Annotated in this window: 16 protein-coding genes; 11 read left to right on the forward strand and 5 right to left on the reverse strand. The window is 43.0% G+C overall.

The window, feature by feature from the left end; all coding sequences use genetic code 11:
- The first annotated feature begins 65 nt into the window (after window positions 1-65).
- The 9 genes from DFP75_RS16800 to rpoS all read left to right on the forward strand — a co-directional run bounded on the left by DFP75_RS16800 (window position 66) and on the right by rpoS (window position 6,873).
- Window positions 66-344: a septum formation initiator family protein gene (locus DFP75_RS16800; protein ID WP_110577207.1), complete on the forward strand. Its 279-nt coding sequence runs from the start codon at window positions 66-68 to the stop codon at window positions 342-344.
- Entirely contained in the window at window positions 341-1,048 is a 708-nt protein-coding gene (ispD, locus tag DFP75_RS16805) for a 2-C-methyl-D-erythritol 4-phosphate cytidylyltransferase (protein ID WP_110577208.1), read from the forward strand. The genes DFP75_RS16800 and ispD overlap by 4 nt, the downstream gene beginning before the upstream one ends.
- A gap of 31 nt (window positions 1,049-1,079) precedes the next feature.
- The gene (ispF, locus tag DFP75_RS16810; RefSeq protein WP_110577209.1) at window positions 1,080-1,571 is read left to right on the forward strand and encodes a 2-C-methyl-D-erythritol 2,4-cyclodiphosphate synthase; all 492 of its coding nucleotides are present in this window, start codon (window positions 1,080-1,082) and stop codon (window positions 1,569-1,571) included.
- Window positions 1,568-2,662, forward strand: coding sequence for a tRNA pseudouridine(13) synthase TruD (gene truD, locus DFP75_RS16815; protein ID WP_110577210.1), 1,095 nt, complete (start codon window positions 1,568-1,570; stop codon window positions 2,660-2,662). The genes ispF and truD overlap by 4 nt, the downstream gene beginning before the upstream one ends.
- The gene (gene surE, locus DFP75_RS16820) at window positions 2,640-3,386 is read left to right on the forward strand and encodes a 5'/3'-nucleotidase SurE (protein WP_110577211.1); all 747 of its coding nucleotides are present in this window, start codon (window positions 2,640-2,642) and stop codon (window positions 3,384-3,386) included. Before truD ends, surE begins: the two co-directional genes overlap by 23 nt.
- Window positions 3,383-4,048, forward strand: a complete 666-nt coding sequence (locus DFP75_RS16825; RefSeq protein WP_110577212.1) for a protein-L-isoaspartate(D-aspartate) O-methyltransferase — start codon at window positions 3,383-3,385, stop codon at window positions 4,046-4,048. Before surE ends, DFP75_RS16825 begins: the two co-directional genes overlap by 4 nt.
- Entirely contained in the window at window positions 4,041-4,976 is a 936-nt protein-coding gene (locus DFP75_RS16830; RefSeq protein ID WP_110577213.1) for a DUF368 domain-containing protein, read from the forward strand. Before DFP75_RS16825 ends, DFP75_RS16830 begins: the two co-directional genes overlap by 8 nt.
- 69 nt (window positions 4,977-5,045) lie before the next feature.
- Entirely contained in the window at window positions 5,046-5,840 is a 795-nt protein-coding gene (locus DFP75_RS16835) for a peptidoglycan DD-metalloendopeptidase family protein (RefSeq protein ID WP_245927085.1), read from the forward strand.
- Window positions 5,841-5,871: 31 nt separating this feature from the next.
- Window positions 5,872-6,873 (forward strand): RNA polymerase sigma factor RpoS, encoded by a 1,002-nt coding sequence (gene rpoS / locus DFP75_RS16840; protein ID WP_110577214.1) that lies wholly within the window; start codon window positions 5,872-5,874, stop codon window positions 6,871-6,873.
- Between the two features lie 75 nt (window positions 6,874-6,948).
- Here the strand turns inward: rpoS and DFP75_RS16845 are convergent, their stop codons facing one another.
- Entirely contained in the window at window positions 6,949-8,385 is a 1,437-nt protein-coding gene (locus DFP75_RS16845; protein ID WP_110577215.1) for an AhpA/YtjB family protein, read from the reverse strand.
- Between the two features lie 144 nt (window positions 8,386-8,529).
- Between DFP75_RS16845 and serB the strand changes: the two genes are divergently transcribed.
- Window positions 8,530-9,441: a phosphoserine phosphatase SerB gene (serB, locus tag DFP75_RS16850; RefSeq protein WP_110577216.1), complete on the forward strand. Its 912-nt coding sequence runs from the start codon at window positions 8,530-8,532 to the stop codon at window positions 9,439-9,441.
- 135 nt (window positions 9,442-9,576) lie between these two features.
- Complete coding sequence (locus tag DFP75_RS16855; RefSeq protein ID WP_245927086.1) at window positions 9,577-10,497, forward strand: LysR family transcriptional regulator; 921 nt, start codon at window positions 9,577-9,579, stop codon at window positions 10,495-10,497.
- Window positions 10,498-10,516: 19 nt separating this feature from the next.
- Here DFP75_RS16855 and DFP75_RS16860 read toward each other — a convergent pair whose 3' ends face one another.
- The 4 genes from DFP75_RS16860 to moaA form a co-directional block, all read right to left on the reverse strand.
- Complete coding sequence (locus DFP75_RS16860; protein ID WP_110577244.1) at window positions 10,517-10,942, reverse strand: HepT-like ribonuclease domain-containing protein; 426 nt, start codon at window positions 10,940-10,942, stop codon at window positions 10,517-10,519.
- An 89-nt stretch (window positions 10,943-11,031) separates the two neighbouring features.
- Window positions 11,032-12,225, reverse strand: coding sequence for a molybdopterin molybdotransferase MoeA (locus DFP75_RS16865; RefSeq protein ID WP_110577218.1), 1,194 nt, complete (start codon window positions 12,223-12,225; stop codon window positions 11,032-11,034).
- Between the two features lie 3 nt (window positions 12,226-12,228).
- On the reverse strand, window positions 12,229-12,768 hold the full coding sequence (gene moaB / locus DFP75_RS16870) for a molybdenum cofactor biosynthesis protein B (protein WP_110577219.1): 540 nt from the start codon (window positions 12,766-12,768) through the stop codon (window positions 12,229-12,231).
- A 12-nt stretch (window positions 12,769-12,780) separates the two neighbouring features.
- The gene (gene moaA, locus DFP75_RS16875; protein ID WP_110577220.1) at window positions 12,781-13,806 is read right to left on the reverse strand and encodes a GTP 3',8-cyclase MoaA; all 1,026 of its coding nucleotides are present in this window, start codon (window positions 13,804-13,806) and stop codon (window positions 12,781-12,783) included.
- Window positions 13,807-13,919 lie beyond the last annotated feature (113 nt).

Genomic DNA, 13,919 nt, shown 5'->3' on the forward strand with positions numbered 1-13,919 from the left:
TTTTTATTTGTTTTTGATTCAATTCCTTTGATAATAGGAATGTATTTTAGGCTTCTGAGGGTGTTATGGCGCGTTTGTTAATTTTTTTCTTCGTTTGTGCCGTGGGTTATCAATCTTATCATCTGTACTTTGGTGAGCAGGGTATTAAGCGACAAGAAGAGCTGGCAAAACAGATTGCTTATCAGGAGCGTATAAACTCACGTCTAAAACAGCGAAATCAAGCGCTTAGAGCGCAGGTAAATGATCTACGCCTAGGCGAAGAGGCTGTAGAAGAGCATGTTCGTAGTGAGCTGCAATATATAAAAGATGGTGAAGTGTTTTATCGCATGGTAAACAAAAAATGACGCAGACTTTCTGGGTGATTATTCCTGCTGCAGGCGTTGGTCAGCGCATGCAAGCGAATTGTCCTAAGCAGTATTTATCACTTGCTGGGGAAACGATTCTAGACCGAACGATAGCCTTGTTTATTTCGCATCCATTGATTGCTGGTGTACTAGTTGGTGTTGGGCAGGAAGACGCTTATTGGCCACATTCAACGTGGTATAATCATGCTTTGGTAAAAACCTTTATTGGTGGTGAAGAGCGCAGCGATACCGTGCAAAAAGGTTTGCGTCATCTTCTCTCTATGCCTGATATCAATGAGCATCAAGCTGTATTGGTTCATGATGCGGCGCGACCTTTATTAAGCCAAGATGCGCTCAATCGTATTATGGATCATCAGTCTGAACACGGAGCTATTTTGGCAATGCCTGCTAAAGATACGGTAAAACTTCAGTTGGCGGAGCGGCCTTTGGTGGACGCAACGTTGGATCGGAGTGCTATTTGGTTGGCTCAAACACCGCAAAAGTTTCCTCTTTCAGCCCTTTTAGACGCATTAGAAAAAGCACGATTAGAAGGTGTCTCGGTAACGGATGAATGCTCTGCGATGGAGTTTATTGGTTGGCACCCTGATCTTGTTATCGGTGAGAGTAGCAATATTAAAATTACTTTACCTGAAGATTTGCTGATCGCAGAAGCGCTGTTTTCATACCTTTCTAAATCACATTGACAGTGCAATATATCGCACAGGAGTAACTATCATGACGCCATTTCGTATCGGCCATGGTTTTGATGTACATAAATTTGGTGAAGGTGATCACGTTGTACTGGGCGGAGTATCGATTCCTTATTCTCAAGGGTTGATCGCTCATTCTGACGGTGACGTCGCTTTACACGCTTTAACAGACGCTTTGCTTGGAGCGGCTGCGCTGGGTGATATAGGTAAGCATTTCCCTGATACAGACGCTGAGTTTTCTGGCGCTGATAGTCGAATTTTATTAAAACGCGCTTATAAAGAAATACAGGCTCTGGGTTTTTGTGTTGGTAATGTGGATATAACGATTATTGCGGAAGCGCCAAAAATGCGACCGTATATTGATGCGATGCGAGCAAATATCGCTGATGATTTGGCGATTGATATAAGCACGGTTAATGTAAAAGCCACAACAACGGAAAAGTTGGGGTTCACTGGGCGTAAAGAGGGGATCGCAGTCGAAGCGGTTGCTCTCATTGTCAAACAGGATCAAATATGAATACCGAATGGCGATACGCTTGGTCTAAGCCGACGGTTACAGGGGATTTGAAAACCCATGTACAAGATTTTTATGTGGAAGAGCAGTTAGGCTTTGAGCCCGATGGTAAAGGGGAGTTTTGCTTTGTATTTATTGAAAAGGAAGGTGTAAATACCGACTTTCTTGCCAAGCGCTTAGCCCAGCTTGCTGGAATAGCACCGAATAAAGTGACTTACAGCGGCGTAAAAGATCGCCATGCTTGTACGCGTCAGTGGTTTTGTTTGCATGTTTTGAATCAAGAGCCTGATTTGTCGACAATTCAAGAAGCCTTTCGTGAGCCTGAAAATGTTCGAGTCGTTGCGCAGTTACGCCATTCCAAAAAGCTGCGTACCGGAACGCATTTGGCGAATCGTTTTGTTATACGATTACGAGGCGTTGATGGCGACTTGGATGAGCTTGAGGCACGTTTGAATCTTATTAAACAAAGCGGCGTGCCTAATTATTATGGCCCACAACGCTTTGGTATAAACGGTAATAATTTGCACTATGGTAAGGATTTTGTGTTAAAAGGGCGGCAAAGTCGCCGCAAACTTTCAAAGACAGAGTCTTTCTGGTTATCAGCTGTACGCTCTTGGTGTTTCAATGAAGCGTTAAGTGATCAAGTTGAAAATGGAATGTGGATGCGTTTATGCGATGGCGATATCGCTCAGTTTCAGCATAAAGATGAGCAATTTCGTGTAAAAGAAGTGGGTGCTTTGATGCATCTAAGTGTTCATCGCGGCACGATAAGCCCTGTTTTACCTATGATTAGTGAAGGTTGGGAAGCCGGCACTGGCGCCCAGAGAGAAAAAGCGATAAAAAGTTCTTTGTCAGAGAGTATGGAGCTGGTGGATGCCCTCATTGCTTTTGACCTTTCCAGAGACAGTCGTTTAGCTCGCCTTGTGCCTATGAATATGGCGTGGGAATTGCTAAGAGAAAGCGAAGGGAATACGCAACTGATAGTGGAGTTTTCTTTACCGAAAGGGTGTTTTGCGACCAGTTTATTACGCGAGATGATTGATTTTACGGATAAGTCAGCTGAGAAATATCATGAGAATATTGATCGCCAATGATGATGGATTTGATGCGGTTGGCATACAAACATTAGCGCAACATTTACAGCAGGAATACGATGTTTTAGTCGTCGCTCCCGATCGTAACCGCAGTGGTGCGAGTAACTCTTTGACTTTGACTCGTCCGCTGCAACCTACAGAAGTTAGACCCCATTGCTTTCGCATTGATGGGACACCGACAGATTGTGTGAATTTGGCTTTGTCTGGGATGATTGATGGAGAGGTAGATTTAGTTGTATCGGGAATCAATCATGGCGCTAACTTAGGTGATGACGTGATTTATTCTGGCACCGTTGCTGCGGCCATGGAAGCTCGTCACTTAGGTCGTCCTGCATTGGCGGTTTCCTTGGTTGGGAGTCAGCATTTTGAGACGGCAGCAAAGGTGGTTTTACAGCTATTAAAAGACGCTCCTTCGCTTACTTTATCGGCGGGTATTTTGTTGAACATCAATGTTCCAGATGTACCCTATAGTGAGCTAAAAGGTATTCAAGTTACGCGTTTAGGCTATCGGCATAAAGCTCAAGCTCCCATTTCTGCGCAGCACCCGCGTGGTTTGCCAAGCTATTGGATTGGTGCTCTGTCTGAACCTCATGATGTGTCTGAAGGAACAGACTTTTGGGCAATTGAAAATGGCTACGTTTCTATTACCCCAATTCACACCGATATGACCTGCTATGAAGCTCAATCACCACTGAAAATATGGACTGATACTATAACGCTATGAGTCTTCACGATCTTAATTGGTTGATATCAAACTCTGAGTCTCGCTCTTCTAGGATGGTTCAACAGCTTAGAGAGCATGGGATTTGTCATGAAGAGCTATTGGCTTTGATGGAGTCTATACCTCGCCATGATTTTGTGGAGCCTGCTTTTTCTCATTTGGCTTATTCTGCAACCCCGCTTCCTATTGGTCGAAATCAAACGATTAGCCAGCCACTGACAGTTGCTAGAATGACTGAATGGCTGCTGTTGCATGCTCGACTTGGGCGTGTGTTGGAAGTAGGGACGGGGTCTGGTTATCAGACTCGAATTTTGTCGCATTTTTTCAATAAAGTTCATACCGTTGAACGACAAGAGTCGCTTTATCTGCAAGCGAAACAACGCTTGTCATCAATGGGGGTGAAAAACGTTGAGTATTTATTTGGCGATGGTCAGGCTGGTTGGCCAAATAAAGTAGAGATGGACGCTGTTATTATTACCGCAATGGCGAGCAAAATCCCGTTGGCTTTAACAAATTGCCTAAAGCAAAACGGAATTCTTATTATGCCGATTGATCATCCTAGCCCGCAGATTGGTTGTTGGAAAAAAGAGGGTGATCGTTGGAAGTGTTTGGGGACTGAATCTGCGCATTTTGTCCCTCTATTGGAAGGAATGGAATATGCCTAAGTGGCTGAAAGTGTATTTAAGTGGTGTGCTGATGGGGGCCGCAGATGTTGTTCCTGGTGTTTCTGGGGGTACGATTGCGTTTATTTTAGGTGTGTATGAGCGCCTTATTAATGCGTTGAGTGGTGTTAATAAGGACAGTTTGAGTATGTTATTTAAAGGCGACTTCAAGGCCTTGTGGCGGCATTTTGATGGCGCTTTTTTGCTGTCACTGGGTGCTGGTATCTTGACCAGTATTTTTTTGCTAGCGGGTTTAATAACGCATTTATTATTAGAATATCCTAGCTACCTGTGGAGCTTCTTTTTCGGCCTGATTTTAGCGTCTGCTTACTTTTTAATTAGCCAAATAGAAGGGTTCTCTCGCCAGCATTTTGGTGGCCTTGTGGTTGGCGTGGTGATTGGGGCCAGCTTGTCATTATTGGTTCCAACTCAACTGAACACATCCCTTTTAATGGTGTTTTTCTCTGGCATGATTGCTATTTGTGCCATGATTTTGCCTGGGATTTCAGGAAGCTTCTTGCTACTGATGATGGGGATGTATGGATTTATTTTGTCCGCTGTCAAGAGTGTCGATCTTGCTGTAATTGCCATTTTTGCGGCGGGGGCACTAGTAGGGTTGTTGAGCTTTTCTAAAATTCTGCGTTATTTGCTTAATCATGTAAGGTCCATGACTCTCTCTGTTTTAACAGGTGTTATGCTAGGTGCGCTGGTAAAAGTGTGGCCATGGAAAGTGACAGATGAGTGGGCGCTGATTGGTGATAAAAAATACCCTATGCAAGAGCATTTGATTTTGCCTTGGAACAGCGCCAATTTTGATTGGCAAACGGATTTTTTGCTGCCCGTAGTCTTTGTTTTTATAGGTTTTTTGAGTGTAGTTCTCATTTCTTACATTTTTTTACAAAAAGATACAAGTGTAAATAGTGGACTCTAATGACAGTTAAGGTGACGAGTTATTTTTTGTAGTGTAGCGATTAGACAAGATCTTTTTTCGCTAACTCGCTTGACGGGTTGGCTGGCTTTTTTTTGTCTTTTTTTATCTGGTTGCTCATATGAAGTGCTGCATTATTCAGATAAAAATAACCGCTCTTATGCATCGAATAATGCCAGTGTTTCTTCTATCCCATCTTCGGGTATTCATCGCGTGCAAAGTGGTGAAACCTTGTTCTCTATTGCCTTTCGGTACGGTTTAGATTATAGAGAATTGGCGAAAGCTAATCGTATCGATGCGCCTTATACTATTTATCCGAAGCAAAAAATACGTTTGGAAAATAGTAGAGAATCGGCTGTAGCTGCAAATCCAAAAGCAACATCTTCTACTCCTTTAATTGTACAAGATACGAAAACTACACCATCTAAACCTGCAACGTCGACAGTAACTAAAACGCCTGTAATATCACCTAAGAGTGACACTAAAGACAGCAAAATTACCAGTGATTGGTTCTGGCCAGTCGATGGAAAGGTCACTAGGGGGTTTTCAAATAGCGGCGTTAGTAGTAAAGGTATAGATATAAAAGCAGAAGAAGGAGCCTTAGTGACAGCCGCAGCGGATGGAACGGTTGTCTATGCAGGTAGCGGTCTAATTGGTTACGGAAATCTTGTGATAGTAAAACATAATGATGTATACCTTAGTGCTTATGCCTATAACGAAAGGATTTTGGTAAAAGAAAAGCAACATGTTCGCGCTGGCGATTCTCTTGCTGTTATTGGTGGCAAGGGAGAAGATAGACCACTGCTTCACTTTGAAGTGCGCCGTGATGGCCAGCCGATTGATCCGCTAGATGTTTTACCCAAATAAATTAAGCGAATTGGCGTTTTAAGGAGGGGGCATGAAGTTGGCAAATATGGACAAAGAATCAACTAAAATTTCGAATACAGAGGACTTTGATTTCGAGTCAATGGATGAGTTTGACGAGAACGATGACCTAGTAGATGAAGAATTTGAATCGGCAGTCAACGCACGATATGCAGAGGCTGACACTAGCCGCAATTTAGATGTTACTCAGTTATATCTGAGTGAAATCGGCTTTTCGCCATTGCTGAGTGCAGAGGAGGAAGTTTACTTCGCTCGCCTTTCTCTAAAGGGCGACGAAAAAGCACGTAAGCGCATGATAGAAAGTAACTTGCGTTTGGTGGTTAAAATATCGCGACGTTACTTAAATAGAGGATTATCTCTATTGGACCTCATCGAAGAGGGGAACCTTGGTTTAATCCGTGCTGTTGAGAAGTTTGATCCTGAGCGAGGTTTTCGTTTTTCCACTTATGCGACTTGGTGGATACGACAAACCATTGAACGTGCCATCATGAATCAAACCAGAACCATTCGTTTGCCTATCCACGTTGTCAAAGAGCTTAATGTATATTTGCGTGCAGCCCGTGAGTTAACTCAAAAGTTAGATCATGAGCCAAGAGCTGAAGAAATCGCAGAAATGCTTGATTGCCCGGTTGAAGATGTGCAGAAAATGCTTGGACTCAACGAGAAAGTAAGTTCGATTGATGCGACTTTCGGTGGTGAGAATAACGATAAGAGTTTGGTGGAAATTTTAGCCGACACTATTCATCAGGGGCCTGAAGCTGACCGTCAAGATGGTGATGTTATTCATTGTATTGAATTATGGCTGAATGAACTGAGTGAGAAGCAGTGTGAGGTGATTACTCGTCGTTTCGGACTACGAGGTCACGAGGCAAGTACACTTGAGCACGTAGGCGCTGAGATAGGCCTAACACGTGAACGTGTTCGTCAAATTCAGGTAGAAGCGTTGCGTAAGCTACGATTGATCATGGATAAAGCTGGCTTAGCGTTAGACGATGTTATCCGCCTTGAAGATTAGGTGTGCATTTGCTTAAGAGACGAATAAAAAGACTCGCTTAAAGCGGGTCTTCTTATTTGTTTTCGTGTTGCGATATTAGGCGTCTTGATGCTGCTCAGGTTGTGTTATCTCATCAACATATTGTTGAATCTGTTGTTTGTATTTGTCAGAAAGTCCTTTAACTTCATAGGCTAAAATTTCCTTTTCATCATCTTCTATTATTTCTGGTAGCCCAGTAAATACGCGGTTTTGGATGTGAGATAACGTGAAAATATCATCCGTAATAACCAGAGCGTTGACGCTTTCTGAGCGGCTGAGTTGATGAATGTTGTTTAAGAGAGATTCTATATCGTCGGGCTCAAAGTAATTTTCTTTTACCATGTTGGTTATGTAAGTATTACCTTGATGTAGACCTAAGTGAAAGTTGAGTTTTGGGCAGTCTGCATATAAGTCGTTTTCTAGTAATTTATCCATCAAGCTTAAGAAAAGCTGGGCGGTACAGACAGCGTTAATATAGAGGTTGTCCTCACAGTGACGGGCACTAAAAAGAACGATTGCTGAATCATTTTTATACTGATGGACTTGCCCTAGGTATATTTCGCTTGCTTGAAACATCGCTCTGTAAATAGGGGTTAGTAAATTAGCAACTTGTAATGGTGTCATGTTTTCATGCCATTCTTTAAGATTAAGAATGTCGAAATACAAAACGCAGCTACGATTTCTAGACTCTTCAAAGATAGCCTCAAAGTTTATCTCAAATTGAGGTTTGGCTACCTCTGCTACTTTTTCTTCTTTCTTCTCTTCGGCCTTTTCGACTATTGATTCTTGTGGCTTTATGCCTTGTACAATTTTAACGGCCTTTAATAGTGCTCGTGCTTCTTTATAAGATGGTGTTGGGATATCGACAGGGTTTTTGCCTTTGCTGTAAGCAATGAGAGCTGATGTTGCTTCATTGACTGGAGCAAGTAGCCATTTTGTAACCAGAATGATCAGTAGTAACGCTATGGTGCAAGTAAAAATAGCGACACCGATTAGAAGGTTGTTTAAGTGCTGGAGTGTCGCTTGGGCGGGGGTTTTATCTAGGGTGATAAGAACATGACCAACAATTTCATCTCTGAACTTGATGCTCGAACTATACACTCGGCGTTTGTCATTTGGACGGAAATCTGGTTCTGATAGCATGCCAGAGTTGCTACTGTCGGCTTCTGCAAGTAATTCGTCTTTCTTGTTATAGACTCTTGCACTTAATATGTTGTCGTCAACGACGAGTCGGTTTAACAAAACATTGAGGCTTAATAGGTCATTGTTCAATATCGACTGGGTGGCATTAAAGGCGGCTTGAGTCGCCAAGCTACTGCCTAATACCTCTGTTTGTTGTGACAAGTAGTTGCCCAATGCATGCGTCATCGTATACCAAAAAAGACAGACGGTAAGGATCATTAATGAAATAAAAGTGGCAATTGTGACGACAGATGCGCTGAGCTTTTCTCGTATAAATGCACGAATTGCATGGGTTTTAGATTGGGTGTTCATTTATTTCCTTTGGTAACACATAGAACAATAATTAAAGTATACACATCATAACGACTATTTTCTGAATTCTTTAAAGTAGAACAGGTGCTTAGCGAAAAGAAAACGATTTGCTATAGTAGGCGTCTTATCGAATTAGGAGCCTTTATGTCTGCCAGTATTACTCTTATAGGGGCTTTGACCCCTGAATATCTTGATGAATTTAACGCTTGGTTAGACGCGCGTAGTTTGCAAGGGGCAATTCGTTTGCTAACAGATGCAGATGATAACATTGCTGTTGCACAAGTTCTTCTGCCTAGTGAAGTGGCGAATAGTGCTGTTGTTCGTACAGAGTTGCTAGCGTTATCGAATGAGACTGGAATAGATCATATTTATCAGTCGACTATGATAGATATCCGTCGGCCTAGCGTAGCCGTATTTGACATGGATTCAACTCTGATCAAAGCGGAAGTTATGGACGAGTTGGCCGTTGAGGCTGGAATCGGGGAACAAATTGCAGCCGTTACAGCCAGTGCTATGCGTGGTGAAATCGATTTTGTTGAAAGCTTTGTTCAGCGTTTAGCCTTATTAAAAGGCCTTAGCAGCGAGGTTATGGACGGTGTTTATCAACGTATTCAACATATGGATGGGATTTCAACCTTGATGACGGTGTTGCATCACTATGGTTGGCATACTGCTATCTTATCTGGCGGCTTCACTTATTTCGCCGATCGTGTCCAAGCCGATTACGGGATGGCGGAAGTTCATGCTAACGTTCTTGAAATTAAGGAAGGTGTATTAACCGGTCGCCATCTGGGCGATATTGTCGATGCTGAGCGTAAAAAACTATTATTAACCCAGATTGTTGAAACCAAAAAAGCGGATTGGTCTCAGACCATTGCGTGCGGTGATGGTGCGAATGATTTGTTGATGCTTAACCATGCAGCGCTTGGTGTGGCGTTGCATGCAAAACCTTTAGTAAGAGAAAAGGCCCCTTGTCCGATGAACAACCTTGGATTAGATGGCATTTTATATTTGCTGGGGATGACATCCGCTGAAATTCGAGATCTAGTCGTATAATTATTACTTTGGATTATGTGATAAAACGCTATGTCCCTATTGCTTAGTACTTCCTAGCGAGAAAGCTATTGTCTTTTCTAAAAGCTTGTTATGATTCTTAGTTATAATTATAACAAGCTTAGTTGGGGTGCTGTTTTGTCAGAAATTAGATTATCCGATGTGGATTTAAATTTGCTGTATGTGTTGCAGGTTCTCATTGAAGAGCTGAATGTTACCAAAGCAGCAACACGCCTAAATGTGTCCCAGCCCGCCGTCAGTCGCTCATTGTCTAGACTAAGAGATATGTTTGATGACCCCTTGTTCATTCGAACCTCACATGGTCTTTCTGCAACCGCTAAAACACAGAATTTAGCACCCTTATTATCCGATATGTTGAAAGGGCTTGAGCATATCATTCAGCCCAGCGAGTTCGACCCTCAAACTAGTAAGCGTCGTTTTGTGCTCTCGACAACCGATTTTGGAACCTTGACGGTTCTTCCAAAGATCTTAGATCTGTTTCGTCAGCAAGCCCCTAATGCGATTCTTGATGTAAAGTCTTGGGACGAAGATAGAGTGCTAGAACTAGATCAAACAAACATTGATATTGCCGTGGCTGTATTATCAAAAGAGCCACCGCCTAGCATACGCGCTATGCGTTTAAAAAGTGACCGATTGGTTTGTTTAGCCCGAAAAGACCACCCAAGTATTCAGCAGGAGTTGACGTTAGACAACTATCTACAAGCCGATCATGTGCAAGTGGTGTTGGGGCGTCGAGAGTATTTTGCCGTTGATAGAGAGCTTGAGAAAATGGGCCATAAGAGGCATGTTTCTGTTCATCTGCCGAACTTCGTACCAGCTGCTCGCGTTGTGATGGACAGTGATTTATTGCTTACAGTCCCCAAGCTTTTTGCTGAGGATATGGCGGCAACGGTATCTGAGATCGCTGTGTATGAGTTGCCATTTGGAACGCGTGAGTTTGATTATTCGATGATTTGGCATGAACGTTTTCAAAGAGATGCCGCCCACATTTGGTTTCGTGGTTTGTTGAGGCAAGCGTTTCTAGACGCATCTATTTAGCGTTAGCTTTGAGCGCTTGTCAGGGCAAGCTTGATAAGCGTGTTATCCACTCTTTAGTTAGTATTTCGACTAACCCGTAGCGTCTTAGTGTCATGGCTTCTTCTAAGTCTTTGAAATTTTCATCTAGATAATCATGTAAAATCTTATCTCTCAATGAAATCAGAGTTCGCATTTGTTCGGCTTGTTCATAAGTCACGTCGTTATGAGCAATTAATGCGTTTAGCACCTCTTTACGTGAAGTCACTACTGTTTCGTAATGATGTTCTAACACATACCGAGCAAGATCAATCATGAAGGCAACCAGTAATTGAAATGAATGCTCGATTACCATGGTTTCATCTTTGCTGTAATTTGCCCCGGAAGACCGTTTTCTATAGGCATCAAGACGTTTGATCATCTCATGCTGATGGTTATAAAGGGAGGTTTCCCATTCTACATCTCTCATTTTGATTTCGCCTTTTTTATGAAGAAATGGCATGCACATTGTTATGCATGCCTTTATTAGTTTAGGTGAGATAAGTGAAAAGGGGAAAGTTAGAAGCTAGAGAAAGGGTAAAAAGAATAGGAGTGACCATATTCAATTTGAGTATTTGCTTTTACATGTAAATACCCGTGGCTCTCACAAGCGGCAAGTAGGGCGCCAGAGCTTTGTTGTGGATGGGCATAAGCCAGTCCATCTTTACCAATAGACACCCGCAAGAACTCGTCTCGTTGGATGGTTTTGCTACGGTTAAATCCTGCATCCACAAGATAAGGCTGGGGGCGTTCAGCAGTTTGCCCTGCACATATGGATAATAAAAGACGCGCGAACCAGTGGTAGGTCACTAGAGTTGAGCTAGGGTTGCCTGGTAGTCCAAGAAATGGAATGCCATCTAATGTGGCATGTACTAACGGTTTACCTGGTTTTATGGCTATTTTCCATAAGTGTACTTTCCCCAATTGTTCTAATACACCTTTCACATGGTCTTCTTCACCGACAGAAACACCGCCAGAGGAAAGAATCACATCGCAAGATTTCATTAAGGTTTCTAGTGCGTTTCTGGTGTCGTTAGCCGTATCTGCCGCGTGGATGCAATGCTTTACTTGATGACCCGCTTGAGTGACGAGGGCGCTTAGCATTGGGCCATTGGAGTTGTATATTTGGCCCGAATTTAAAGGTTCACCAGCAGCAATAAGCTCGTCCCCTGTTGTGAGTATTCCTACTTGTAGTGGCTTGTATACCGAGATTTCGGTAATGCCAAGGCTGGAAAGAAGGCCAATGTGCACTGGGGTGATCTTACAGCCAGCTTTCATGACGGTTTGCCCCGCTTGCATATCTTGCCCCAGCGGACGAATGTTGTCCGCCAACGCTGGTTGCTCGCTAAAGATGACTTTATCGCCAACTAATAGAGCATTTTCCTGCATGACAACCGTATCTGCACCAGGTGGAATATTTGCACCGGTAAAAATACGAGCACAGGTTCCAGGTAGCAAGGTTTGCGGATGTTGCCCCGCTGCAATTCGTTGGCTGATGCTAAATTGTTTACCGGCCTGCCAATCTTTAGTAGACAGTGCGTAGCCATCCATCGCACTGTTATCGTGAGGTGGCACGGATATTTCAGCAATGACGTCCTCAGCTAAAGTGCAGCCAAGTGCGCTTACGAGGGGAATTGTTTGTTGCCCTACAAGAACCTTAGCACTGCGCGTAATCTCTTCTAGAGCATCTTCAAAGGCGAGTAAAGTGGACATCGGTTACGCCCCATGCTGGTTTTCAGAGTACGGTCCAATCAGCATGCTGACAAAATTACAGGGTCTGTGAGAAGCATTAAGCTGCTCTTCTAAAATACCATTCCATGCCGTTTTACACGCTCCAGTAGAGCCAGGTAAACAAAAGATCAGAGTCTGGTTCGCCAATCCTGCGATTGCACGAGATTGAATGGTGGAAGTGCCAATTTCTGTATAAGAAATTTGTCTAAATAGTTCACCAAAGCCTTCTATCGTTTTATCAAATAAGGGGGTCATCGCTTCTGGTGTACTGTCGCGAGAATAGAATCCTGTGCCGCCTGTGATTAAAATTACATGCGTGTCGGAATCCGCTATCCAGTTAGAAACGACGGCACGCATTTGGTACACATCGTCTTTGACTAGCTTTCTCTCGTTGAGTTTGTGGCCTGCTTTTGTCAGTAATTCAATAAGCGCATCGCCAGATGTGTCTTCAGCAATAGAACGAGTATCTGAAACGGTTAAAACGCTGATATTTAATGGGCGAAAAGGTGTGGGTGTTTTAGCCATGGGAATCCTTATTTAGCCTCCAGTCGCGCTCATGAAGCGGAGAATTTGTGGAGCTTCATCGAGGTTAAAATGATGTTTATGTGGTTTGAGGGCGAGGGCCTCAATAATAGCGTTTTCTAATGCTGTTGCATCGTGATCTTTCGAGTTTAGTGGCGTCGAGCAGTATGAAGGACTACGAAGCACGTTTTTCAAATCTTTTGAGTGCTCATTACCAAGACAAAGTAATAAACGGCCTTCTGCTGTCAATCTCACTCGGTTACAGGTGTCGCAGAAATTGTGGCTATGTGGCGAAATTACCCCAATCTTGTGCTCATAGCCTGTCACTTGATAATAACGTGTTGGGCCACTGGTCGTCGTTAAGCTGGGGGTAAGCTCATACCTAGAACCCAGTGTTTCTATGACGTCGTCACTGGATAGATAAGTAGCAGCACGGTTATGGTCGGTGATAATACCAAGCGGCATTTCTTCGATAAAGCTGATGTCCATTTTTCTGTCTAAGGCAAATTGGGCAAGGTCAAACAGCTCATCATCATTATGATTTTTCAGCATCACGCTATTAATCTTTAAGCGCTTGAAAGGCAGTTTACTTGCAAGCTCTATCCCATCGATAACCTGCTGGAATTTGTCTCTGCGAGTTAGTGTGTGAAAACGGTCCGCTTTAAGGGTATCAAGGCTAATGTTGATGCGTGACACACCTGCATCCAGCAGGCGTTGCGCCATTTTGTAAAGCTGTGAGCCATTCGTTGTGATCGTCAGTTCTTCTAGGCCAGGTGTATTCGCTATTTGCTCGATGGCCCAAAGAATGTTTTTACGCACTAAAGGCTCTCCGCCAGTAATTCGGATGCGTTTCGTGCCCATGGCGATGAAGGTTTTTGCTACGTGTACAATTTCTTCTAAAGACAAAATATGGTCTCTAGCTAAAAACGTAACATCTTCATCCATACAATAGGTACAGCGAAAATCACATCTGTCAGTAACAGATATGCGTAAATAGTCTATTTTTCGACCAAATGGATCGATTAAAGTGGACGTCGCCAAGAAAATTACCCCAATAGTTATACGCCCATAGAAGCAAAAAAATGTCTATTTAGCAAAGTACTAAGACGGTTTAAGTATAATTTCTGACGTTATTTTTAATATATAAATATTTT

This window comes from Marinomonas alcarazii (genome assembly GCF_003208215.1).
GTDB lineage: Bacteria > Pseudomonadota > Gammaproteobacteria > Pseudomonadales > Marinomonadaceae > Marinomonas > Marinomonas alcarazii.

What these genes read in the sequence shown, in the direction of transcription:
- DFP75_RS16800 (WP_110577207.1), top strand. Translation starts at nt 66, where the DNA reads ATGGCGCGTTTGTTAATTTTTTTCTTCGTTTGTGCCGTGGGTTATCAA.
- ispD (WP_110577208.1), top strand. Translation starts at nt 341, where the DNA reads ATGACGCAGACTTTCTGGGTGATTATTCCTGCTGCAGGCGTTGGTCAG.
- ispF (WP_110577209.1), top strand. Translation starts at nt 1,080, where the DNA reads ATGACGCCATTTCGTATCGGCCATGGTTTTGATGTACATAAATTTGGT.
- truD (WP_110577210.1), top strand. Translation starts at nt 1,568, where the DNA reads ATGAATACCGAATGGCGATACGCTTGGTCTAAGCCGACGGTTACAGGG.
- surE (WP_110577211.1), top strand. Translation starts at nt 2,640, where the DNA reads ATGAGAATATTGATCGCCAATGATGATGGATTTGATGCGGTTGGCATA.
- DFP75_RS16825 (WP_110577212.1), top strand. Translation starts at nt 3,383, where the DNA reads ATGAGTCTTCACGATCTTAATTGGTTGATATCAAACTCTGAGTCTCGC.
- DFP75_RS16830 (WP_110577213.1), top strand. Translation starts at nt 4,041, where the DNA reads ATGCCTAAGTGGCTGAAAGTGTATTTAAGTGGTGTGCTGATGGGGGCC.
- rpoS (WP_110577214.1), top strand. Translation starts at nt 5,872, where the DNA reads ATGAAGTTGGCAAATATGGACAAAGAATCAACTAAAATTTCGAATACA.
- DFP75_RS16845 (WP_110577215.1), bottom strand. Translation starts at nt 8,385, where the DNA reads ATGAACACCCAATCTAAAACCCATGCAATTCGTGCATTTATACGAGAA.
- serB (WP_110577216.1), top strand. Translation starts at nt 8,530, where the DNA reads ATGTCTGCCAGTATTACTCTTATAGGGGCTTTGACCCCTGAATATCTT.
- DFP75_RS16860 (WP_110577244.1), bottom strand. Translation starts at nt 10,942, where the DNA reads ATGAGAGATGTAGAATGGGAAACCTCCCTTTATAACCATCAGCATGAG.
- DFP75_RS16865 (WP_110577218.1), bottom strand. Translation starts at nt 12,225, where the DNA reads ATGTCCACTTTACTCGCCTTTGAAGATGCTCTAGAAGAGATTACGCGC.
- moaB (WP_110577219.1), bottom strand. Translation starts at nt 12,768, where the DNA reads ATGGCTAAAACACCCACACCTTTTCGCCCATTAAATATCAGCGTTTTA.